Below are 21,620 nucleotides of genomic sequence, written 5' to 3'. Positions count from 1 at the left end.
ATAGATGATATAGAGGGTATTGAAGGAAAGAGTGAGGTGAAACAACGATGGAATATGATACGATAACAGCAATTTCTACACCTATGGGAGAAGGTGCGATCGCGATCGTCCGATTAAGCGGTCCTGAAGCAGTAGGGATAGCCGATCGTGTATATAAAGGGGCTAAAGCTCTTGAAGAGGTCGATTCTCATACCATTCATTATGGGAAACTGATCGATCCGAAAACCAATAAACCAGTTGAAGAAGTGATGGTAAGTGTTATGCGAGCTCCGCGTACCTTCACACGTGAAGATGTTGTAGAGATCAATTGCCATGGTGGATTAGTATCAGTAAACCGTGTCCTTCAGCTAATACTGAATCAAGGTGCACGTTTAGCAGAACCGGGCGAATTTACAAAAAGAGCTTTCTTGAACGGACGAATTGATTTATCTCAAGCGGAAGCAGTCATGGACCTTATTCGTGCAAAAACAGACCGTGCCATGAACGTTGCGCTTAACCAGATGGAAGGACGACTTTCATCTTTAGTGAGCCGGCTTAGACAAACACTTCTTGAAACGATTGCACACGTAGAAGTAAATATTGATTATCCGGAATATGATGCGGAAGAAATGACACATTCCTTATTAAATAACAACCTCTTAACTGTAAAAAAAGAGGTGGAATCTATTTTACAAACTGCTAGTCAAGGGAAAATACTTCGTGAGGGATTATCGACTGCTATTATCGGCAGACCGAACGTGGGTAAATCTTCCTTAATGAATGCTTTAGTTCATGAAAACAAGGCAATCGTTACTGAAATCGCTGGAACGACAAGAGATGTTATTGAAGAATACGTCAATGTAAGAGGAGTGCCTTTGCGCCTTGTTGATACAGCGGGTATCCGGGAAACCGAAGACATTGTTGAGAAAATTGGGGTAGAAAAGTCACGCAAAGTATTAAAAGAAGCGGATTTAATCTTGCTCGTCCTTAACAACAATGAACCTTTATCTCAGGAAGATGAGAACTTGTTCCGTGCAGCAGCTGGACTTGATAAAATTATTATTATTAATAAAACCGATTTAGAAACAAAATTAGATATTGAAAAGGTAAAAATACTTTCAGAAGGTTCACCCGTTATTTCTACATCTTTAATAAAAGAAGAGGGAATAGATGAACTTGAGCAGTCAATTGCAACTCTCTTTTTCGCAGGCGGTATCGAAGCGCAAGACTTAACATACGTGTCGAACTCCAGACATATAGCATTGCTGCAGCAGACGATCCATCACATTGATGAAGCATTAAGCGGAATTGAGGCAGACCTGCCGATTGATATGGTTCAGATTGATATAACGCGAGCGTGGGAGATACTTGGTGAGATTATTGGCGATACCGTTTCAGAAAGCTTAATCGATCAATTGTTCTCTCAATTCTGTCTTGGAAAATAAAAGTAAGGAGGTCATACACATGGGGTATAAAGCAGATACATTTGATGTTATCGTCGTTGGTGCTGGTCATGCTGGGGTTGAAGCCGCGTTGGCGTCAGCTCGAATGGGTGCGAAAACGCTTTGTTTAACACTAAATTTAGACACCGTTGCCTACATGCCATGTAATCCATCAGTTGGTGGACCGGCAAAAGGGATTGTAGTACGTGAAGTAGATGCCCTTGGCGGAGAAATGGCGCGAAACATTGATAAAACGCATATTCAGATGCGGATGCTGAATACAGGTAAAGGCCCAGCAGTCCGAGCACTGCGAGCTCAGGCAGATAAATATCTGTATCAGCATGAAATGAAAAAAACGATGGAAAACACTGAAAACCTTACATTACGCCAAGGAATGGTAGAACGGCTGATTATGGAAAACGGCGAATGCAAGGGTGTAATTACAAAAACGGGTGCTGAATATGCTGCAAAAGCAGTCGTATTAACGACAGGTACGTATTTAAGAGGGAAGATCATTATTGGCGAACTCGCTTATGAGAGCGGTCCGAACAACATGGCACCTTCAATTAACTTGTCGTATCATCTTCAAGAACTTGGTTTTGAAATGGTTCGTTTTAAAACAGGCACTCCACCTCGAGTAAATAGTAAAACGATTGATTACTCGAAAACAGAAATACAGCCAGGGGATGACGTTCCAAGAGCTTTTTCATTTGAAACAACTGAATACATTACCGATCAGCTTCCTTGCTGGTTAACATACACAGGTGATGAAACACATCAGCTCATCAACGGAAACCTTCATCGCTCACCGATGTATTCAGGCATGATAGAAGGGACAGGCCCAAGATATTGTCCGTCTATTGAAGATAAAATTGTCCGTTTTAATGATAAGCCGAGACATCAGATTTTCTTAGAGCCAGAAGGCAAAAATACAGAAGAAGTATATGTACAAGGTCTATCCACAAGCTTGCCTGAAGATGTTCAGAAGAAGATTCTTGCCACAATACCTGGTCTTGAAAAAGCCGAGCTTATGCGAGCCGGATATGCGATTGAATACGATGCGATTGTTCCAACGCAGCTTTGGCCGTCCCTTGAAACAAAACTCGTAAGCGGCTTATTTACCGCAGGGCAGCTTAACGGCACGAGCGGCTATGAAGAAGCGGCAGGACAAGGCCTTATGGCGGGGATTAACGCTGCACTAAAAGTACAGGAAAAAGAACCTCTAATCCTTGACCGGTCCGAAGCGTATATTGGAGTACTCATTGATGACCTTATAACAAAAGGAACAAACGAACCATACCGTCTCTTAACATCGCGAGCAGAATATCGCTTATTGTTAAGACATGATAACGCTGATTTTCGTCTAACTAAAAAAGGGCATGAGATCGGACTTATAGCTCAAGACCGTTTTGAACGCTTTGAAGAGAAAAAAGCTCAGGTTGCAAAGGAAATTGAGCGTCTTGAACATGTTCCGATCAAACCTACGGATGAGGTCCAGCAAATCCTTGAAGAAGCTCAATCTACACCGTTGAAAGAACCAATGTCGGCTGCATCTCTTCTTAGAAGACCAGAAATAACCTATTCCGTTATTCACAGGATTGCCCCAGCAGAAACCGCACTAAGTGAGACGGTGTCAGAACAAGTTGAAATCCAAGTGAAATATGCAGGGTATATTGATAAACAGCTTGCTCAAGTTGAGAAAATGCGTAAGATGGAAAACAAGAAATTGCCAGTCGATCTTGATTACATGGCGATTAACGGATTAGCAACAGAAGCGAAACAAAAATTACACGAAGTTCGTCCGCTTTCTGTCGGACAGGCATCGAGAGTATCAGGGGTTAACCCAGCGGATATTTCTATCTTGCTGATCTACCTCGAACAAGGCAAACTTGCGAAGATTGCCCGTTAAGGGGGAAGAGATTACAATGAATATAGAATTGTTTCAATCATCCCTTATAGAAAAGGGAATTCAGTTATCAGAAAAGCAATTATCACAATTCGAGACGTATTATGAGCTGCTCGTTGAGTGGAATGAAAAAATGAACTTAACGGCAATAACAGAAAAAGAAGAAGTATATTTAAAGCATTTTTATGATTCTGTTACCGCTGGTTTCTATTTTGATTTTAATCAGAACATAACGGTTTGTGACGTTGGTGCTGGGGCTGGTTTCCCTGCGATCCCACTGAAAATTTGCTTTCCAGAGATTCAGCTCACAGTTGTAGATTCACTAAACAAGCGCATTGGTTTTTTACAGCACGTTGTAAATGAACTAGGTCTAAAAAATGTTTCTTTGCATCATGATCGTGCCGAAACCTTCGCACACCGAACTGAATTTCGCCAGCAGTTTGATCTTGTGATGGCAAGAGCAGTTGCCAGGCTTTCTGTATTGTCTGAACTCTGCTTGCCTCTTGTGAAAAAAGGAGGGCACTTTTTAGGAATGAAAGGAGCCAACCTTCCGGAAGAAGTTAGAGACGGAGAGAAAGCGGTCAAGCTTTTAGGTGGAAAGATTCAGGATGTACATTCCTTTGTCCTGCCAATCGAAGAAAGTGAACGAAACATCGTTATTATTGAAAAAGTCAAAGAGACACCTAAAAAATTTCCTCGTAAACCAGGAACACCAAATAAGTCACCAATCGTATAAAAATCAGACTGTGTTTCACGTGAAACACAGTTGCTACATAGAAGAAAGATTTTTACAGCCTTGCAGGATTTTAGGACTAATGAGAAGAATTAGTTAACAGGTAGATTACAAAAGGTGGTGTATTCGCATGAAGCATCCTTTTTCACGTTTATTCGGCATCGGCGAAAAGAGCCAGCAAACCTTAGATCCAGAACCAGCTGAAAAAAACGACAACGAAGAAGTACTTCAAATCCCGGTTCAACAAATTATTCCAAACCGGTTTCAGCCTCGAACGGTTTTTATAGATGAACGAATTGAAGAATTGTCTCAGACCATTGAAGCTCATGGAATTATTCAACCTATCGTCGTTCGTTCTTACGGTGAAAATCAATACGAACTGATTGCCGGAGAGCGACGGTGGAGAGCAGTCCAAAAACTAGGTTGGGAGAAGATCCCGGCTATCGTAAAGGAAATGGATGATTCACAGACTGCATCCGTAGCACTTATTGAGAACCTTCAACGAGAAGAATTAACCGCTATTGAAGAAGCGATGGCGTATGCTAAGCTGTTAGAACTGCATGGTCTCACTCAAGAAGGATTGGCACAAAAGTTAGGGAAAGGCCAATCGACGATTGCGAACAAATTACGATTATTAAAGCTTCCTCAATCGATTCAAGATGCTCTTCTGCAAAAGAAAATTACAGAACGGCACGCGCGTGCGTTAATCGTTTTAAAGCTACCAGAAAAAATGGAGCTTGTTTTAGATGAGATTCTAGAAAAGCAATTGAACGTAAAGCAGACCGAAGACCGGGTTAAAAAAATGATTGAGTCCGAAACTCAAGAAAAAAAACCTCAGGCGCGCCGCAAATCATATAGCAAAGATATGCGACTGGCGATAAATACAGTCAGACAATCGGTAGACATGGTAGTACAGAGCGGGCTATCGATTGACACACAAGAGGAAGAGCATGAAGAGTTTTATCAGTTCACCATTCGTATTCCTAAAAAATAAAGTGAAATGCCATCCTTTCCTAAAAGAGGGTGGTGTTTTTTATTTTAATAGAAAACATTCATTTGAAGACGTTTTTAAAACGATTTTAATGATTTGATTTTCAGGAAAAGAACATACAAAGAAAGCTTTAAAAAATTCATAGAATAAAAAAACTCCTTTTTTCATTATTTCAAGAAGTTATTTTAAATCCTTCATGATAGAATAATAAATAATTGATTGTTCATAAAGTGAGGTAGGTGACAACGTGGCGAAGATCATTGCAGTAGCCAATCAGAAAGGCGGAGTCGGAAAAACGACTACGTCAGTAAACCTTGGTGCATGCTTAGCATATTTCGGTAAAAAGGTTTTGTTAGTAGACATAGATCCCCAAGGAAATGCGACTAGTGGCGTAGGTGTCGACAAAGGTGACATTGATCAATGTATCTATAATGTCCTTGTTGAGGATGCAGAAGTAAGTGATGTGATTGTAGAAACCATCTGTGAAGGATTACATATACTCCCTTCAACGATACAACTCGCTGGAGCAGAAATTGAACTTGTGCCAACGATATCACGTGAAGTGCGGTTAAAAAGGGCATTAGAAAAAGTAGGTCCAGTTTATGATTATATTATCATCGATTGTCCCCCTTCACTCGGATTGCTTACGATTAACTCATTGACTGCTTCAGATTCGGTTATTATCCCAGTACAATGTGAATATTACGCTCTGGAAGGCCTGAGCCAGCTGTTAAACACAGTGCGACTCGTGCAGAAACATTTGAATACTGACCTTATGATTGACGGTGTTCTGCTTACGATGCTGGATGCACGTACGAATTTAGGTATTCAAGTTATCGAAGAAGTGAAGAAATATTTTCAAGATAAAGTGTATGAAACAATTATACCAAGAAATGTTAGACTCTCTGAAGCGCCGAGTCATGGAAAACCGATTATTATATATGATCCAAAATCCCGGGGTGCAGATGTTTATCTAGATTTTGCAAAGGAAGTGATTGGCGTTGGTGAAAGGGTTAGGTAAAGGGCTTCATGCATTTTTTCCGCCATCAGAAGCTGGTGAAGAAGAACAAGTCAAGGAAGTCGGTATCAAAGAGCTTAGACCAAATCCGTATCAGCCCAGAAAAGTTTTTGACCAGAAAGCCATCGATGAATTAAAAGAATCCATAGAGGAACATGGAATCTTGCAACCGATCGTTGTTCGAAAAAGCATTAAAGGCTACGAAATCGTTCTTGGTGAGCGAAGGTATAGAGCAGCTTCCCAAGCAGGACTTCAAACTGTTCCTGTCATTGTAAAAGATTATAACGAACAAAAAATGATGGAAGTAGCATTGATAGAGAACCTTCAAAGAGAGGATTTAAATCCTGTTGAAGAGGCACATGCTTATCAAAAGCTGATGGAGCATCTTCAAGTGACACAAGAAGAGCTTGCTTCACGTGTAGGTAAAAGCAGGCCGCATATCGCAAACCATATCCGTTTGCTGCAGCTGCCAAAACCTGTTCTGGAGCTGCTGTCAGATGGGCATATCTCTATGGGGCACGGCAGAGCATTATTAGGACTTAAGAAAAAAACAAAGATGCAGCAAGTGGTGCAAAAGATTACAGAAGACGGGTTAAACGTAAGACAGCTTGAAAAGCTCATTCAAGATATAAACATGAATGTTTCACGTGGAACAAAAAAGAAAACGACTACTAACGTGTTCTTTAAAGAAAAAGAATCCACGCTGCGAGATCGGTTTGGTACATCCGTTACGATCAAAAAATCAAAGCGTAAAGGAAAGATCGAAATCGAGTTCTTTTCTCAAGACGATCTGGAACGTATTTTAGACCTATTAGAAAAATAGAAGGAAACCATCGACAAGGTGGTTTTCTTTTTTACAAAAGAAACGGTTAACTTGGATAGGAGATACAACACATGTCACTGTTAGGAACAATTGTTAACGGTATTGCCATCATCAGCGGAAGTTTTCTAGGTTTGTTTTGGACGACAATACCCGAAAGAATAAAAAATACAATTCTGCAAGCTATGGCACTTGCAGTAACTATTTTAGGAATCGGAATGGGGCTCAAAAGCGAGCAGTTTCTCATCGTTATCGCCAGTCTTGCTATTGGCGGAGCATTAGGTGAATGGTGGGATTTAGAAGGGAAACTGAATGCGGTTGGAAAATGGCTAGAAACAAAAGTGGGCAAAAAAGAAAAAGGATCTGTAGCCACGGGATTTGTTACAGCTACACTCGTCTTTGTGGTTGGAGCGATGTCGATTGTAGGTGCGTTAGACAGCGGATTAAGACAGGAACATGATGTGCTTTACACAAAGGCGTTAATAGATGGATTCTGTGCGATACTCTTTACATCTGCCCTTGGTATTGGCGTCATGTTTTCGGCCATTCCTGTTGTGTTGTATCAAGGTTCGATTGCCTTATTAGCAACTCAAATTGACAGGTTTATCCCCCAAGAACTAATGGATGCACTTATCGTTGAAATCACGGGTACGGGCGGAATCATGATTGTAGCGATTGGTCTGAATTTACTGGGTGTAACGACCATTCGAGTTGCAAATCTTCTTCCTGGACTCTTGGTTGCAACACTTCTTGTATTTATCGTTGAAAAATGGGAAAACATTCTTTCCTTTTCCCGAGGACTGTTATAAAAGTAAAAACAGCCGCTTTTATCCTTTGATTGATAGGAGCGGCTGTTTTGTTATTGGATTTTATAGATATCTGTTGGTCGTGTATCTGTTTGGTGCATCATGTTTTTTTGCTGAATCTTCTTGCGTAAACAAGCCATATGAAGAGAGTCTGCTATGATGTCAGCCATCTTCATAACGATGCTAAGCCGTGTGTTTTGGAGAACGAAATATTCCATAAACCCACTTACGTTTACAATCCCAGTTATGTGCATATCACCTACTGGTGGAAGCTGTTTATTTACTCCAGCACCAGGTTTGACCGGTCCATCATTTATGGAGACCATTCCAACATGATTCAATCGTCCAAGACAGGCATCAATTCCGATCACAAATGCGCCGGGGTGTTCCGTTTCAATCATTTTTAATCGTTCTTCAAGATTTACAGCATGAACAGGATCATCGAGTGTTCCATAAACAAAGAACGGAAAAGTATCTTTGTTGTGAAGTTTTGTTCCAACGAGCGGACCTAATGCATCTCCTGTTGATCGGTCTGTCCCAATGCAGACGATAACGACCGGTTGGGTGACGGACTCCGGAAGCATGGGTATGATTTGTTCTGTAATTCGAAGTGTGGCATCTTTGTCTTCATGGTGCAATTTATATTGAACGGGTTTCCCTAATCCAAGCTTCCGTTTGAGGAACATGACATCCTCTCCTTTATAATGGTACTACTAGTATACGGAAGAAATCCTTTTCCTATACATGGTAGAATAGAATAATCACAGACTTTTGTTTAGAGACTATACCCGTTTAGGGCGTCCTCGTAACCGAATAAGTTTTTAGGATTACTTTTCATTGAATGATATTGAATTTCTATGTAAAAGCTGATTAAATAATTTCATAATCAAAGAGAGGATGAGACTGCATTGGAACCAGCAAGTGTAGTTGACACAGCAGAACAGGCCGTAACCATAGTTTCGAATAAAGAATGGTGGACGGAGATAGCTGCTAAAGGTATAAAAATTGCTACTATAATTGTTTTAGTCATCATATTTAAATTCGTAATAAAAGCAGCAATCGCTAACATTTTTAAAGTCAGACTAAAATCTCCTTTAAGACTTAGTGAGAGAAGAGAAAATACGTTATTTAGGCTTCTTAATAATGTATCAGCTTATGTCATCTATTTCATGGCTATATTAACGATTTTAAGTGAGTTTGGTGTGGATATTAAAGCTATCCTTGCAGGAGCTGGAGTTGTAGGTTTAGCAATCGGCTTTGGCGCACAAAACCTCGTGAAAGACATCATTACAGGCTTTTTTATCATTTTTGAAAATCAGTTTTCTGTAGGCGACTATGTCAGGATTATTGGTTTTGAAGGAACGGTGGAAGAAATCGGACTTCGGACAACGAAAATTAAAAGTTGGACAGGAGAATTGCATATTTTGCCGAATTCGTCTATCACAGAAGTAACGAACTTTTCTGTTCATAACAGTATTGCGGTTGTCGATTTAAGCATCGCATACGAAGAAGATATCGATAAAGCACAAAGTATTATTCAGGAAGTCGTTAAGAATGCAAAACCGAATTACCCCGAAATGGTTAAAGAACCTGAAGTATTGGGAGTTCAAATGCTTGGAGCGTCTGAAGTGGTCATTCGTGTAACATCCGAGGTGCTTCCGATGACTCATTTTAAGATAGCCAGAGAACTGAGAAAAACATTAAAATTCGAACTCGAAAAAGCGGGTATTGAGATTCCTTACCCGAAAATGGTTACTTATCACAAAGGAAATGTTCCGAAAGAAATGGATAATCAGTAATTATTAGCAATGGAGGGCTGACGATGCAACAAAAAGAATTTCACCTTCATGATGAAGTGGAAATGAAAAAACAACACCCTTGTGGAACTAACCGCTGGAAAGTTATTCGCATGGGCGCCGATATCCGAATAAAATGTATGGGCTGCCAGCATAGTGTGATGCTGCCCCGTTCAGAGTTCTCAAAGAAAATAAAGAAAGTGCTATCGTCACCAGGGGAGTAATTCGGGAGGTTATTAAATAACCAAATCATAACTAAACTGCGGACCGGGTAACCCAACCCGGTTCTTCTTGTTTTTTAAGGTGATAAAACCTATAATTGGGAAGGATATTTTTTTAACTCAGAAGTCTCGGGTTTCCGAGCTTTATATAAAACAGAGGAGTGAAATAACAGTGGCTCTTACAACTGGAATCGTTGGTTTGCCGAACGTTGGTAAATCTACATTGTTTAACGCTATTACACAAGCGGGTGCAGAATCTGCTAACTATCCGTTCTGTACGATCGACCCGAATGTTGGAATCGTAGAAGTACCTGATCACCGTCTTCAAAAATTAACTGAGATGGTACAGCCGAAAAAAGTAGTACCTACTACTTTTGAGTTTACAGATATTGCCGGAATCGTAAAAGGTGCGAGTAAAGGGGAAGGTCTTGGTAACAAATTTCTATCTCATATTCGTCAGACTGATGCGATCTTACAAGTTGTTCGCTGTTTTGATGACGAAAACATCACGCACGTTCACGGTAAAGTTAATCCGATCGATGATATTGAAGTAATTAACCTAGAGCTTATCTTTGCCGATCTAGAGTCGATCGACAAGCGTGTTGCACGCGTTGAAAAATTAGCAAAGTCAAAAGATAAAGAAGCTGTTGCAGAGTTTGCTGTTCTTTCAAAGATTAAAGAAGCTCTTATGCAAGAACTACCTGCTCGCAGTGTTGACTTAACACCTGAAGAGAGCAAGATTGTTCATGCGATGCATTTGCTGACAATGAAGCCCATTCTATATGTCGCAAACGTAAGCGAAGATGAGCTTTTAGAAGGAACAAATGAGCACGTCGAAGCGGTAAAAGAATATGCAGCACGTGAAAATGCAGAAGTTATCGTGATTTGTGCAAAAGTAGAAGAAGAGATCGCAGAGCTTGATGGCGACGAAAAGATGGCATTCTTAGGAGAGCTAGGAATTGAAGAAGCAGGTCTTGATAAGCTGATTCGTGCTTCTTATTCTCTTCTAGGATTAGCAACTTACTTTACAGCAGGTGTTCAAGAAGTACGTGCTTGGACGTTCCGTAGAGGAATGAAGGCTCCTGCATGTGCGGGAATCATCCATACTGATTTTGAAAGAGGATTTATCCGTGCGGAAATCGTAGCCTATGATGATCTAATGGCTGCGGGTAACATGGCTGCTGCTAAAGAAAAAGGCAAAGTTCGTCTTGAAGGTAAAGAATATGAAATGAAAGATGGAGATGTGGTTCATTTCCGTTTTAATGTATAATAAAAGGTTGAGAAGAGGTTGGTTTCCGCTCCAGGTTGCTCGCTTTCCGCGGGGCGACCGGTGAGCCCCTTGCCGCTTTGCGCCATTAAGGGTCTCACCTGACCGCTCGTCCCGCAGGAGTCTCACACCTTGCGCTCCAACCAACTTATCACGGGATTTTTAAAAAACGAATATAACACTTTTAGAAGACAACCGAAATCGGAAAAACGGAGGAAAAGCAGTCGCTTATCCTCTTCTTTATGCTTTCTTTCAAGAGATGCTTGTTTTATCGAGTTTGTTTTGGTATAATTCTTTATTGTGAGTTAATTGTCAACATATAATGATTTTTGATGATTTTCTCCTTGCCCACTAACGTATGTTTTGGGCCGCTTAGACCAAAAGGAGGTGAACGGAATGAAAAAGTACGAAATCATGTACATCGTCCGTCCGAATATCGAAGAGGAAGCTCTTAAAGCAACAAAAGAGCGTGCGAAAAGCATCCTAACTGAGAACGGTGCGGAGATCGCGAACGAAAAGGAAATGGGTAAGAAGCGTTTAGCTTACGAAATCAATGACTTCCGCGATGGATATTACACGCTATTGGATGTCAACGCTCCAAACGAAGCGATTAATGAATTCGACCGTCTTATGAAGATCAACGAAGATGTTCTTCGTTTCATGACAATCGTAGACGAAAGAAATTAATCCTTTAAGGAGTGGTTCTGAATGCTAAATCGTGTAGTACTGGTGGGACGTTTAACGAAAGACCCAGAATTAAAGTACACTCCAAACGGTGTGGCAGTAGCTAATTTCACACTTGCTGTAAATCGTCCTTTTTCGAATCAGCAGGGTGACCGCGAAGCAGATTTTATTAACTGTGTCGTATGGCGAAAGCCCGCTGAAAACGTAGCAAACTACCTGAAAAAAGGTTCGCTTGCGGGAGTGGATGGACGTTTGCAGACTCGTTCTTACGAGAACAATCAGGGTCAAAGAGTCTATGTTACTGAAGTTATGGCAGAAAGCGTTCAGTTCCTAGAACCGAAAAATGCTAATGCTGGTGGCCAACAGCATCAAGGTGGCAACAACTTTGGTGGACCATCAAATGACCGCGGATTTGGGCAGCAAAATCAGAACCGCAGCTATGGAAGTGACAACGGCTTTGGAGGACAGCAACAACAGCAAAATCCAAAACGTAATAACTTCAACGATGACCCGTTTGCAAATGATGGCACGCCGATCGACATTTCTGATGACGATCTGCCATTTTAAACAAAACAACGTAAACTATGAATCGGAATATATAAAAAATAAAATTAAAGGAGGGGACCATCAATGGCTGGACGTCGCGGTGGACGCCAAAAGCGTCGCAAGGTTTGTTTCTTCACTGTAAACAAAATCACTTATATCGACTACAAGGACACTGATCTTTTAAAGCGTTTCGTTTCTGAACGTGGTAAGATTCTTCCTCGTCGTGTAACTGGTACATCTGCTAAATATCAACGTCAATTGACTCGTGCAATCAAACGCTCGCGTTACATGGCTTTGTTACCATATGTATCTGAATAAGACCATTTAAAAGAAGCAGCGAGAAATTCTCGCTGCTTCTTTTTATAGGCTGTTTTCGTAAACTTTGTTGTTTTTGAATATAGTTAATTTCCGGATGGAGGATATAACTTCATCGTGACAGATCCTGATGGACATCCTTCACACATTTGGGGCGGTTGGCCAAAAACGGATCAATAGAGATATTAAAAACAGCTGTAAAGCTGTTTTTTTCTTTTTAAGTCTTTTGCTGAATACCAATCTGTTTACATCTAATAAAGTACGTCTATGCTAGAAAATAACATTAAAGTTGAATTACTGCGGTGATGTTACTACAATTAGAACAGATGAAGAATTTTATGAGGTGAATCATGCGTAACACTAAAGTATTGGTAGAGGGTGCCGTTGTTTCAGGCATATACACTCTTCTTTTTTTAATCAGTATGTACATACCGTTTTTTAGCTTAGTATCCTTTTTTGTTCTGCCGCTTCCGTTTATTATTTATCTTTACCGGCATAACCTCCAGGCGGGCTTGCTGTTATGGGCTGTAACATTTGGGGTTTCCTTGGCGTTTGCAGGAATCAACGGTATTATTGTAACCTTGTTTTCCGGATTGACCGGAATTGTAATGGGAGAACTTTACAGAAGAAAAAAATCTGCCTTTGCTGTTCTCTTAGGGGGAAGCTTGGCTGGAATCATAAACATGCTTGCTACAATTGTAGTGGCACAGATTGTGATGGGCTTCAACTTTGTTACAGAATTAAAAAAACAGTTCCAAATTGCGATAGAGAAGGCAGAGGAATTTTATACAACGACTGGTCAGGATCCTTCACAGATCGAGAGGTTCAAAGAGCAAGCGGAACTGATTCCGATGATGCTTCCTACATATATTATTGGAGGGGCTGTTATCCTTGCCTTTGTAACTCATTTGGCTGCGAGAATGCTCATGAAAAGACTGAAATTTGATACGCCTTCATTTCCGCCATTTCGTGAGTGGAACCTGCCGAAATCATTTTTGTGGTATTATATTGTAGCGATTGTATTAACATTTAGTACCCCTGAAAAAGGTACTGCTTTATATACGGTTACGATAAATTTGTATATGATTTTATCGTTCGCACTGATTATACAAGGGTTTACTGTTATTTTTTATTATGCGTGGATAAAGAATTGGAAGAGAAAAAGAATCATATTATTGGTTATATTGCTTTTTCTGTTAAATTCTTTCCTGCCAATTCCTCTGGAAGTCGTGAAATTCTTAGGTATAATTGATTTAGGATTTATGATTAAAAAACGGTTGAAACCTAAACAGTAGGAGCTGAAAATATGCCAAAGTTTTTGTTAAAACGGTGGCATGGTTACCCCGTCATCGCCTTATTTGTTACTTCTGTTGTTCTCGTAAGCATCATCACGTATTTTCAGTGGATGATCGGAATAACTGGCTTTGTGGTGCTAGGAGCCTTATTTTATTATGCTATGAAGGCTGAAGAGAGTTTTCAGGAAGAACTAGGTGACTATATTTCTACGCTTTCCCACCGCTTGAAAAAGGTAGGAGAAGAAGCGTTGATGGAAATGCCGATCGGGATTATTTTGTATGATGAAGATTTCAAGATTGAGTGGTCAAATCCCTATATGGGCTCACTGATCGAAGAAGAATCCTTTATCGGTCATTCGCTAAACCATGTTTCAGAAGAACTGATTCCTTATATTAAAAATGATGCAAAGGAAGAAGTTATTAAGATTAATACACATAAGTTTCAAGTGAACTTCAAGAAAGAAGACCGTCTACTATACTTGTTCGACGTAACGGAACAGCTTGACCTTGAACGTCTGTATGATGAAGAGCAAACGGTCATGGCCATTATCTATCTAGATAACTATGAAGAAGTCACGCAAGGGTTAGATGATCAATTCCGTTCAACGATCAACTCTAAAGTTACCTCTGTATTGAACGGGTGGGCAAATCAACACGGAATCTTTCTTAAGCGAACGTCTTCCGAACGGTTTTTAGCTGTATTTAACCAGCGTATCCTTAATGAACTAGAAAAAAATAAGTTCAGCTTGCTTGATGAAGTAAGAGAGTCAACGGCAAAGCAGAATGTGTCACTTACTTTAAGTATTGGTGTAGCGGCGGGAACATCATCACTGCCAGAGTTAGGCCAGCTGTCTCAATCAAGTCTGGACTTGGCTCTTGGGCGTGGCGGGGATCAAGTTGCTATCAAGCAAACGAACGGAAAAGTACGCTTCTATGGCGGGAAAACAAACCCTGTTGAGAAGCGCACCCGGGTACGTGCCAGAGTTATTTCACATGCTCTTAGTGAGTTAGTCGCTGATAGCGACAAAGTCATGATTATGGGGCACAAGAACCCAGACATGGATTCGATCGGTTCTGCCATCGGTATTTTAAAAGTGGCTCAAGTTAACGGAAAAGACGGCTATGTTGTTCTTGATCAGTCTGATATCGATATCGGTGTTCAGCGTCTGATGGATGAGATCAAAGAAACTGAATCAGTATGGAAGTTCTTTATCACGCCAGAAGAAGCGCTAGAAATTGCTTCCCGAGATACACTGCTTGTCGTAGTGGATACGCATAAGCCTTCGATGGTGATTGAAGAAAAACTTTTAACTAAGCTTGATCATGTTGTCGTAATCGATCATCACCGACGTGGAGAAGAGTTTATTAAGGATCCCGTACTCGTGTATATGGAGCCTTACGCTTCTTCCACAGCTGAGCTTGTTACCGAGCTGTTAGAATATCAGCCTAAACGCCTGAAGATGCGTATGCTTGAAGCAACGGCACTGCTTGCAGGTATCATAGTGGATACAAAGAGTTTTACTTTAAGAACAGGCTCTCGTACGTTTGATGCGGCTTCGTATTTAAGGGCGCATGGAGCGGATACGATTCTTGTACAAAAGTTTTTAAAAGAAGATCTGAACACGTATACGAAACGTTCTAAGTTGATCGAGAGTGCGGAAATGTATAAAAAAGGCATCGTGATCGCAAAAGGAACTTCTGAAGATGCCTATAACCAGGTCGTTATCGCACAAGCAGCAGACATCTTGTTATCAATGAACGGTATTCAGGCGTCCTTTGTTATATCAAACCGCATCGATGGGAAAGTAAGCATTAGCGCTCGCTCTCTAGGGGACATCAATGTGCAAATGATTATGGAGCGGCTTGAAGGCGGAGGACATCTTACGAATGCCGCATGTCAGATCGAAAACTGTACGATTGATGAAGCAGAGAAACAGTTAAAGATAATCATAGATGAGTATATAGAAGGGGGAGAAGAGGAATGAAAGTAATTTTTCTTCAAGATGTTAAAGGTAAAGGTAAAAAAGGTGAAGTGAAAAACGTTTCAGAGGGCTATGCTCGTAATTTTCTTTTTCCAAAAAACTTAGCTTCTGAAGCAACATCAGGGGCAATGGCGGCACTACAGGGCCAGCAGAAAAGCGAAGAGAAAAAACAACAAGCTCAACTAGAAGAGGCTGAAGCGTTAAAAGCAAAACTAGCTGAAATGACGATTACAATTAAAACAAAAACGGGTGAAGGCGGAAGAGTGTTCGGCTCAGTCACAAGCAAACAAATCGCAGACGGCCTTAAAGAACAAGGTGTTAAGATTGATAAACGTAAAATTGAACTAGCTGATCCGATAAAGTCTTTGGGATACACAAATGTACCGATAAAAATACATGCTCAAGTAACCGGAACAGTTAAAGTACATGTAACAGAAGAATAAAAAAGCCGGGCTTCCCGGTTTTTTCCGTGTTTATAAAAAAATCAGAGAGGAGGAAATGAGGAAATGAGTGATTTATTTGCTGATCGTATTCCACCCCAAAATATCGAAGCAGAGCAAGCCGTACTGGGCGCGATCTTTCTAGAACCAGAAGCTCTTATTACCGCGTCAGAAATTTTGCTGCCAGAAGATTTTTACAGAGCGACCCATCAAAGAATATACCGTGTTATGTTGGACTTAAACGCAAAAGGAGAGCCTGTCGATCTCATTACAGTAACTTCTGAGCTTCAAGACAATAACCAGCTGGATGAAGTGGGCGGCTTATCGTTTTTATCTGAACTCGCCGACAGTTCGCCAACAGCAGCAAACATCGAATACTACAGCAAAATTGTAGAAGAAAAGTCTCTGCTGCGCCGTTTGATTCGAACAGCTACAGATATAACAGCAAACAGCTATGCGCGTGAAGAAGAAGTAGAAGCGATTTTGAACGAAGCGGAAAAATCCATTCTAGAGGTTGCGAACCGTAAAAACACAAGTGCGTTTACAGCGATTAAAGATGTATTAGTACATGCCTATGACAACATTGAAGCTCTTCATAATCGAAAGGGCGACATAACAGGGGTTCCGACAGGGTTTAATGATTTGGACCGGATGACAGCTGGTTTCCAAAGAAACGATTTGATTATCGTGGCTGCCCGTCCTTCCGTCGGTAAAACGGCTTTTGCCTTAAACATTGCGCAAAACGTGGCTACGAAAACAGATGAGAATGTTGCGATCTTCAGTCTTGAGATGGGAGCTGAGCAGCTTGTTATGCGTATGCTTTGTGCGGAAGGAAATATAGATGCACAGCGCCTTCGTACGGGTGCATTGCTGCCTGAGGACTGGCAGAAGCTTACGATGGCGATGGGGAGCCTTTCTGCAGCAGGTATCTTCATCGATGATACTCCAGGGATCCGAATCAATGATATTCGTGCGAAATGCCGACGTCTCAAACAGGAAAAAGGGCTAGGCATGATTTTGATCGATTACCTGCAGCTTATTATGGGTAGCGGGAAGTCTGGAGAAAACCGCCAGCAGGAAGTTTCAGAGATCTCCCGTTCATTGAAAGCTCTTGCTCGTGAGCTTGAGGTGCCCGTCATCGCACTTTCACAGCTGTCTCGTGGTGTAGAATCACGTCAGGACAAGCGTCCGATGATGTCCGATATTCGTGAATCGGGTTCCATCGAGCAGGATGCCGATATCGTAGCCTTCCTATACCGTGATGATTATTATGATAAAGAATCAGAAGCAAAGAATATTATTGAAATTATTATTGCTAAGCAGCGTAACGGTCCTACAGGAACAGTTGAGCTTGCTTTTGTAAAAGAATATAACAAATTCGTAAACCTAGATAGGCGGCATGATGAAGCATCCATCCCGCCAGGTGCGTAACAAAAGCAGCGGGATTTTTAATCCAGCTGCTTTTGCAGTTCAACGATATGATTTTCTGTTAACCAATTTTGAATTCGATTTCTTACTTTTTCCTTTTGAAACTCACGCCACTTCTCGGTTAGTTTTAAATGGTCGACCCTTTTGTTGAATCCTTCAAAGGGGTCTTTTTCATTAAGAGCATGTAATAAATCATTATGCTGATTCAAGCTTTCAAATTCGACCATCCAACTAAAGGATTCTACATTCAAAATTTTTGGGACTTCAACAAAGCGCTCTGGCTCATCAGCATCTAAAAACTCCAAATGAGGAAGTCCTTCTGTTTCCATACTATCAAGTAAAATGACTTGATCGTGTTTATCTAAATAGTAAATGTGATGAGCTTTATCATCCAAATAAGCAACCATTAGTTTTTCGATAAGCAAGAAATGTTACCTCCTAAACAGGGTGTATATTACAGGATACGATAGAGGATATAATCTTTTGACTATGAGTTTGTAAATTTTTTACGAACAAAAATAATTAATATTGATTTAACGTTCGTGTTTTTCGTTGACTTTCCCGTAGATTATTGCTAAACTAACCTTGGTTTTCAAGATTAGACGGTAATATCGTCAATCTTTAATTTCATGGAGGTGCAACCATGTCATCAGTAGTAGTAGTGGGAACACAATGGGGAGACGAAGGAAAAGGTAAAATTACTGACTATCTTTCGGAAAAAGCAGAAGTTGTTGCAAGATATCAAGGTGGTAACAACGCTGGTCATACAATCGTTTTTGAAGGAAAAAAATATAAACTTCATCTTATTCCATCTGGAATCTTTTATGATGATAAAATCTGTGTAATCGGCAACGGGATGGTCGTTGATCCAAAAGCGGTTCTTGAAGAGCTAGCTTACCTTCACGGCCACGGAGTAAGTACGGATAACCTTCGTATCTCAAACCGTGCACATGTAATCCTTCCTTATCATCTTCGCCAGGATATTTTAGAAGAAGAAAGCAAGGGTGCTAACAAAATCGGAACGACCAAAAAAGGGATCGGTCCTGCCTATATGGATAAAGCAGCTCGCGTTGGAATTCGAATTGCTGACCTTCTAGACCGTGAAGTATTCGAAGAGAAGCTCGAGCGCAACCTGGCTGAAAAGAATCGTTTGTTTGAACGTATTTATGAATCAGAAGGGTTTACAAAAGAAGAAATCTTAGAAGAGTATTTTGAGTACGGGCAGAAAATCAAAAAATATGTGGTTGATACATCTGTCGTTTTAAACGACGCTTTAGATGATGGCCGTCGTGTTCTTTTTGAAGGCGCACAAGGCGTTATGCTTGATATCGACCAAGGAACTTATCCGTTCGTAACATCGTCTAACCCTATTGCTGGGGGAGTAACAATCGGTTCTGGTGTTGGCCCAACTAAAATCAAGCATGTTGTTGGTGTTTCAAAAGCATATACCACACGTGTTGGTGATGGTCCATTCCCGACGGAACTTCATGACGAAATCGGCAATCAAATTCGTGAGGTTGGCCGTGAATACGGTACGACTACTGGCCGTGCCCGCCGTGTAGGCTGGTTCGACGCTGTCGTTGTCCGACATGCTCGCCGTGTATCAGGAATAACGGATCTGTCTTTGAACTCAATCGACGTTCTGACAGGCATCGAAACGTTAAAAATATGTGTAGCATATAAATACAAAGGTGAGCTCATGCAAGAGTTCCCAGCTAGCCTTAAAGTTCTTGCTGAATGTGAGCCGGTATTTGAAGAAATGCCAGGCTGGACTGAAGATATTACAGGCGTTAAGAACTTGAGTGAGCTTCCGGAAAATGCTCGTCACTATGTAGAACGCATATCACAAGTAACGGGTATTCCACTTTCGATCTTCTCCGTTGGACCTGACCGTGCTCAAACAAACATGGTAAGAGGCGTGTTTGCTTAAGTAGTAAAGATACAAGATAAGATAAAAGGCCAGACTCCAAAGGATAACTTAGGGGTCTGGCTGTTTATTTGTGTTGTTTTTACGGTACGTGTTTCTTTAACTGTTACACATTTACTCATAGAATCTTTGAATTTCTTCATAGAACCTAAAAAACACCTTATTTATGTCCGTTTTTATGAGAAATGAAAGCAGTCCTTCGTTTTTTATTAAAAATAAATGAAAAACATATTGCCAAAGCTTTCATATCGTGATAAAGTAACACTTGTCGTGAAAAAACGACGATTTGTCTCGACGGATAGCCCTACAGTCCTTCGCGTAGAGGAAGAGACAGGGAATCCAGCGAACACATTTCTTTTGAGCGAGAGCCATTAGCTCAGCCACGAGCAATACATCGTGATTGTGCTACGATTTGTCTCGACGGATAGTCCCACAGTCCATTCTTGTAGAGGAAGAGACAGGGAATCCAGCGGACACATTTCTTTTGAGCGAGAGCCATTAGCTCAGCCACGAGCAATACATCGTGATTGTGCTACGAGTTGTCTCGACGGATAGCCCTACAGTCCTTCGTGTAGAGGAAGAGACAGGGAAACCAGCGGACATTTCTTTTGAGCGAGAGCCATTAGCTCAGCCGGTAGAGCATCTGACTTTTAATCAGAGGGTCGAAGGTTCGAATCCTTCATGGCTCACCATTTTTTTAAAAAAGTGGCCCGTTGGTCAAGCGGTTAAGACACCGCCCTTTCACGGCGGTAACACGGGTTCGAATCCCGTACGGGTCACCAACAATTTTAAAATCTTTTATTTCTAAATGGACTCGTGGTGTAGTGGTTAACATGCCTGCCTGTCACGCAGGAGATCGCCGGTTCGACCCCGGTCGGGTCCGCCATTTTCTTCAATAATTTCGCTTGGTAGCTCGAGCGTTACAGCAAGTTGTCTCGACGAATACACATCAGGAAATTAGTGTGTAGAGAATAAGACACAGTAATTTCAAAAAAAATTTTGGCTCGATAGCTCAGTCGGTAGAGCAGAGGACTGAAAATCCTCGTGTCGGCGGTTCGATTCCGTCTCGAGCCACCATTTTACTTTAAATCCTAAAACATGTTGCATGCCCTCTTTGAGGGGCATGCATTTTTTTATATACTAAAGCTCGTACAATTTGAATACATTTACATTGTAGAACACTTTTCCAAAATTTTTTACAATATGTGGTTCACTAAACAAAGCATCAAATATAGTGTTATCAGACTAGGGTAGGAAGGTAGATGATGATACACATGGAAGAAGTACAGTGGGGGCTGTATCTGGTACTAAGTTATCTGGTCGGTGGTGTGATGACGGGATATCTTGTTGCGAAGGTATTAAAGGGAGTCGATTTAAGAACGGAAGGAAGCAGAAACATCGGTGCGCGAAACGCCGGACGCGTCCTCGGGCCAGCAGGCTTTGTTTTAACGTTAGTGGGTGACTTGGTTAAAGGAGGAGCAGTGGTTTGGGCTGCGGTTGAACTAGGATATCCACCTGTTATCCAGTTGCTTGGATTTTTAGCGGTCATCATTGGCCACCTTTATCCCGTATTCCTGAAGTTTCACGGAGGAAAAGGGGTAGCGTCCTTTATTGGGGCATTGCTTGTTTTCAACTGGCTGTCAGCGGTTTTGGTAGGTGCGGCTTTTCTTCTGTTTTACTCGATAAGAAGAAGTCTCACTGTGGCAGGACTATTTTCATTTGTACTTGCTCCGTTTTTTTATTGGCTGACTGAGAAACAATGGCTGGAAACACTTCTACTTATCCCAATCAGCTTAATTGTTGTGTATGTACAAAAAGAGGATATTAAAGAACGAATCATGTTAAGAGAATAGAAGATCTAAAGAGTGGGAATGTTGAATTTCACTCTTTTTTTTATGCCGTTTTTTTACAGTTACATTACAAAATCCGCGAAATTCTGACAAAGGCAAAAGTAATATGATAGGATACAAAAGGTGATAAAAAGAGAAAATTGTCATAGGACAATAGACACAGTAGATGAAGTA

21 protein-coding genes and 4 tRNA genes are annotated in these 21,620 nt (G+C 41.0%); 23 read left to right on the top strand and 2 right to left on the bottom strand.

Annotated features, from left to right (window positions below; all coding sequences use genetic code 11):
* Window positions 1-47 precede the first annotated feature (47 nt).
* The 7 genes from mnmE (at window position 48) to KUV80_RS12840 (ending at window position 7,698) form a co-directional block, all read left to right on the top strand.
* Window positions 48-1,424: a tRNA uridine-5-carboxymethylaminomethyl(34) synthesis GTPase MnmE gene (mnmE, locus tag KUV80_RS12870; RefSeq protein ID WP_222463099.1), complete on the top strand. Its 1,377-nt coding sequence runs from the start codon at window positions 48-50 to the stop codon at window positions 1,422-1,424.
* Between the two features lie 19 nt (window positions 1,425-1,443).
* Window positions 1,444-3,330 (top strand): tRNA uridine-5-carboxymethylaminomethyl(34) synthesis enzyme MnmG, encoded by a 1,887-nt coding sequence (gene mnmG, locus KUV80_RS12865; protein ID WP_222463098.1) that lies wholly within the window; start codon window positions 1,444-1,446, stop codon window positions 3,328-3,330.
* A 16-nt stretch (window positions 3,331-3,346) separates the two neighbouring features.
* Complete coding sequence (gene rsmG / locus KUV80_RS12860) at window positions 3,347-4,063, top strand: 16S rRNA (guanine(527)-N(7))-methyltransferase RsmG (RefSeq protein WP_222463097.1); 717 nt, start codon at window positions 3,347-3,349, stop codon at window positions 4,061-4,063.
* Window positions 4,064-4,190: 127 nt separating this feature from the next.
* On the top strand, window positions 4,191-5,054 hold the full coding sequence (noc, locus tag KUV80_RS12855; protein ID WP_222463096.1) for a nucleoid occlusion protein: 864 nt from the start codon (window positions 4,191-4,193) through the stop codon (window positions 5,052-5,054).
* A gap of 244 nt (window positions 5,055-5,298) precedes the next feature.
* Complete coding sequence (locus KUV80_RS12850; protein ID WP_222463095.1) at window positions 5,299-6,072, top strand: ParA family protein; 774 nt, start codon at window positions 5,299-5,301, stop codon at window positions 6,070-6,072.
* Complete coding sequence (locus KUV80_RS12845; protein ID WP_222463094.1) at window positions 6,053-6,892, top strand: ParB/RepB/Spo0J family partition protein; 840 nt, start codon at window positions 6,053-6,055, stop codon at window positions 6,890-6,892. The genes KUV80_RS12850 and KUV80_RS12845 overlap by 20 nt, the downstream gene beginning before the upstream one ends.
* Window positions 6,893-6,963: 71 nt before the next feature.
* Window positions 6,964-7,698: a DUF554 domain-containing protein gene (locus tag KUV80_RS12840; protein WP_222463093.1), complete on the top strand. Its 735-nt coding sequence runs from the start codon at window positions 6,964-6,966 to the stop codon at window positions 7,696-7,698.
* 50 nt (window positions 7,699-7,748) lie between these two features.
* Here the strand turns inward: KUV80_RS12840 and yyaC are convergent, their stop codons facing one another.
* Complete coding sequence (gene yyaC, locus KUV80_RS12835) at window positions 7,749-8,381, bottom strand: spore protease YyaC (protein ID WP_222463092.1); 633 nt, start codon at window positions 8,379-8,381, stop codon at window positions 7,749-7,751.
* Window positions 8,382-8,603: 222 nt separating this feature from the next.
* On the opposite strand from yyaC, the gene KUV80_RS12830 reads away from it, so the two are divergent.
* The 10 genes from KUV80_RS12830 (at window position 8,604) to dnaB (ending at window position 17,672) form a co-directional block, all read left to right on the top strand.
* On the top strand, window positions 8,604-9,494 hold the full coding sequence (locus KUV80_RS12830) for a mechanosensitive ion channel family protein (RefSeq protein WP_246625177.1): 891 nt from the start codon (window positions 8,604-8,606) through the stop codon (window positions 9,492-9,494).
* Window positions 9,495-9,517: 23 nt separating this feature from the next.
* Window positions 9,518-9,715 (top strand): DUF951 domain-containing protein, encoded by a 198-nt coding sequence (locus tag KUV80_RS12825; RefSeq protein WP_222463091.1) that lies wholly within the window; start codon window positions 9,518-9,520, stop codon window positions 9,713-9,715.
* Between the two features lie 169 nt (window positions 9,716-9,884).
* Window positions 9,885-10,982 (top strand): redox-regulated ATPase YchF, encoded by a 1,098-nt coding sequence (ychF, locus tag KUV80_RS12820; RefSeq protein WP_222463090.1) that lies wholly within the window; start codon window positions 9,885-9,887, stop codon window positions 10,980-10,982.
* A 393-nt stretch (window positions 10,983-11,375) separates the two neighbouring features.
* Entirely contained in the window at window positions 11,376-11,666 is a 291-nt protein-coding gene (gene rpsF / locus KUV80_RS12815) for a 30S ribosomal protein S6 (protein ID WP_222463089.1), read from the top strand.
* Window positions 11,667-11,687: 21 nt separating this feature from the next.
* Window positions 11,688-12,230: a single-stranded DNA-binding protein gene (ssb, locus tag KUV80_RS12810; RefSeq protein WP_222463088.1), complete on the top strand. Its 543-nt coding sequence runs from the start codon at window positions 11,688-11,690 to the stop codon at window positions 12,228-12,230.
* A 63-nt stretch (window positions 12,231-12,293) separates the two neighbouring features.
* A complete protein-coding gene (gene rpsR, locus KUV80_RS12805) occupies window positions 12,294-12,527 on the top strand; it encodes a 30S ribosomal protein S18 (protein ID WP_222463087.1) in 234 nt (77 codons plus the stop codon).
* Window positions 12,528-12,874: 347 nt separating this feature from the next.
* Window positions 12,875-13,819 (top strand): YybS family protein, encoded by a 945-nt coding sequence (locus KUV80_RS12800; RefSeq protein WP_222463086.1) that lies wholly within the window; start codon window positions 12,875-12,877, stop codon window positions 13,817-13,819.
* 11 nt (window positions 13,820-13,830) lie between these two features.
* The gene (locus KUV80_RS12795) at window positions 13,831-15,804 is read left to right on the top strand and encodes a DHH family phosphoesterase (RefSeq protein WP_222463085.1); all 1,974 of its coding nucleotides are present in this window, start codon (window positions 13,831-13,833) and stop codon (window positions 15,802-15,804) included.
* Window positions 15,801-16,244, top strand: a complete 444-nt coding sequence (gene rplI / locus KUV80_RS12790) for a 50S ribosomal protein L9 (RefSeq protein ID WP_222463084.1) — start codon at window positions 15,801-15,803, stop codon at window positions 16,242-16,244. The genes KUV80_RS12795 and rplI overlap by 4 nt, the downstream gene beginning before the upstream one ends.
* A 63-nt stretch (window positions 16,245-16,307) precedes the next feature.
* Window positions 16,308-17,672, top strand: a complete 1,365-nt coding sequence (dnaB, locus tag KUV80_RS12785; protein WP_222463083.1) for a replicative DNA helicase — start codon at window positions 16,308-16,310, stop codon at window positions 17,670-17,672.
* Window positions 17,673-17,689: 17 nt separating this feature from the next.
* On the opposite strand, the gene KUV80_RS12780 is transcribed toward dnaB, so the two are convergent.
* A complete protein-coding gene (locus KUV80_RS12780) occupies window positions 17,690-18,094 on the bottom strand; it encodes a UPF0158 family protein (protein WP_222463082.1) in 405 nt (134 codons plus the stop codon).
* Between the two features lie 218 nt (window positions 18,095-18,312).
* Here KUV80_RS12780 and KUV80_RS12775 point away from each other — a divergent pair, with 218 nt between their 5' ends.
* The 6 genes from KUV80_RS12775 (at window position 18,313) to KUV80_RS12750 (ending at window position 21,449) form a co-directional block, all read left to right on the top strand.
* Complete coding sequence (locus KUV80_RS12775) at window positions 18,313-19,599, top strand: adenylosuccinate synthase (protein ID WP_222463081.1); 1,287 nt, start codon at window positions 18,313-18,315, stop codon at window positions 19,597-19,599.
* Window positions 19,600-20,212: 613 nt separating this feature from the next.
* Window positions 20,213-20,288 (top strand) — tRNA-Lys (locus tag KUV80_RS12770).
* Between the two features lie 15 nt (window positions 20,289-20,303).
* Window positions 20,304-20,378: transfer RNA gene (locus KUV80_RS12765), tRNA-Glu, on the top strand.
* A gap of 28 nt (window positions 20,379-20,406) precedes the next feature.
* Window positions 20,407-20,482: transfer RNA gene (locus KUV80_RS12760), tRNA-Asp, on the top strand.
* A 115-nt stretch (window positions 20,483-20,597) separates the two neighbouring features.
* Window positions 20,598-20,673 (top strand) — tRNA-Phe (locus KUV80_RS12755).
* Window positions 20,674-20,861: 188 nt separating this feature from the next.
* The gene (locus tag KUV80_RS12750; RefSeq protein ID WP_222463080.1) at window positions 20,862-21,449 is read left to right on the top strand and encodes a glycerol-3-phosphate acyltransferase; all 588 of its coding nucleotides are present in this window, start codon (window positions 20,862-20,864) and stop codon (window positions 21,447-21,449) included.
* Window positions 21,450-21,620 lie beyond the last annotated feature (171 nt).

The sequence above is a fragment of the Fictibacillus nanhaiensis genome, from assembly GCF_019801215.1.
In the GTDB taxonomy this organism is placed as follows: Bacteria; Bacillota; Bacilli; order Bacillales; family Fictibacillaceae; genus Fictibacillus; species Fictibacillus nanhaiensis_C.
Note: the sequence above shows the minus strand (reverse complement) of the source record. Positions and strands in the feature narration are given on the sequence as shown.

Bases quoted from the DNA above. Each gene is read 5' to 3' on its own strand.
- KUV80_RS12750 (WP_222463080.1), top strand. From the start codon at position 20,862: ATGATACACATGGAAGAAGTACAGTGGGGGCTGTATCTGGTACTAAGT.
- rpsF (WP_222463089.1), top strand. From the start codon at position 11,376: ATGAAAAAGTACGAAATCATGTACATCGTCCGTCCGAATATCGAAGAG.
- KUV80_RS12840 (WP_222463093.1), top strand. From the start codon at position 6,964: ATGTCACTGTTAGGAACAATTGTTAACGGTATTGCCATCATCAGCGGA.
- rsmG (WP_222463097.1), top strand. From the start codon at position 3,347: ATGAATATAGAATTGTTTCAATCATCCCTTATAGAAAAGGGAATTCAG.
- mnmG (WP_222463098.1), top strand. From the start codon at position 1,444: ATGGGGTATAAAGCAGATACATTTGATGTTATCGTCGTTGGTGCTGGT.
- rpsR (WP_222463087.1), top strand. From the start codon at position 12,294: ATGGCTGGACGTCGCGGTGGACGCCAAAAGCGTCGCAAGGTTTGTTTC.
- noc (WP_222463096.1), top strand. From the start codon at position 4,191: ATGAAGCATCCTTTTTCACGTTTATTCGGCATCGGCGAAAAGAGCCAG.
- KUV80_RS12825 (WP_222463091.1), top strand. From the start codon at position 9,518: ATGCAACAAAAAGAATTTCACCTTCATGATGAAGTGGAAATGAAAAAA.
- KUV80_RS12775 (WP_222463081.1), top strand. From the start codon at position 18,313: ATGTCATCAGTAGTAGTAGTGGGAACACAATGGGGAGACGAAGGAAAA.
- rplI (WP_222463084.1), top strand. From the start codon at position 15,801: ATGAAAGTAATTTTTCTTCAAGATGTTAAAGGTAAAGGTAAAAAAGGT.
- mnmE (WP_222463099.1), top strand. From the start codon at position 48: ATGGAATATGATACGATAACAGCAATTTCTACACCTATGGGAGAAGGT.
- yyaC (WP_222463092.1), bottom strand. From the start codon at position 8,381: ATGTTCCTCAAACGGAAGCTTGGATTAGGGAAACCCGTTCAATATAAA.
- ssb (WP_222463088.1), top strand. From the start codon at position 11,688: ATGCTAAATCGTGTAGTACTGGTGGGACGTTTAACGAAAGACCCAGAA.
- dnaB (WP_222463083.1), top strand. From the start codon at position 16,308: ATGAGTGATTTATTTGCTGATCGTATTCCACCCCAAAATATCGAAGCA.
- KUV80_RS12795 (WP_222463085.1), top strand. From the start codon at position 13,831: ATGCCAAAGTTTTTGTTAAAACGGTGGCATGGTTACCCCGTCATCGCC.
- KUV80_RS12800 (WP_222463086.1), top strand. From the start codon at position 12,875: ATGCGTAACACTAAAGTATTGGTAGAGGGTGCCGTTGTTTCAGGCATA.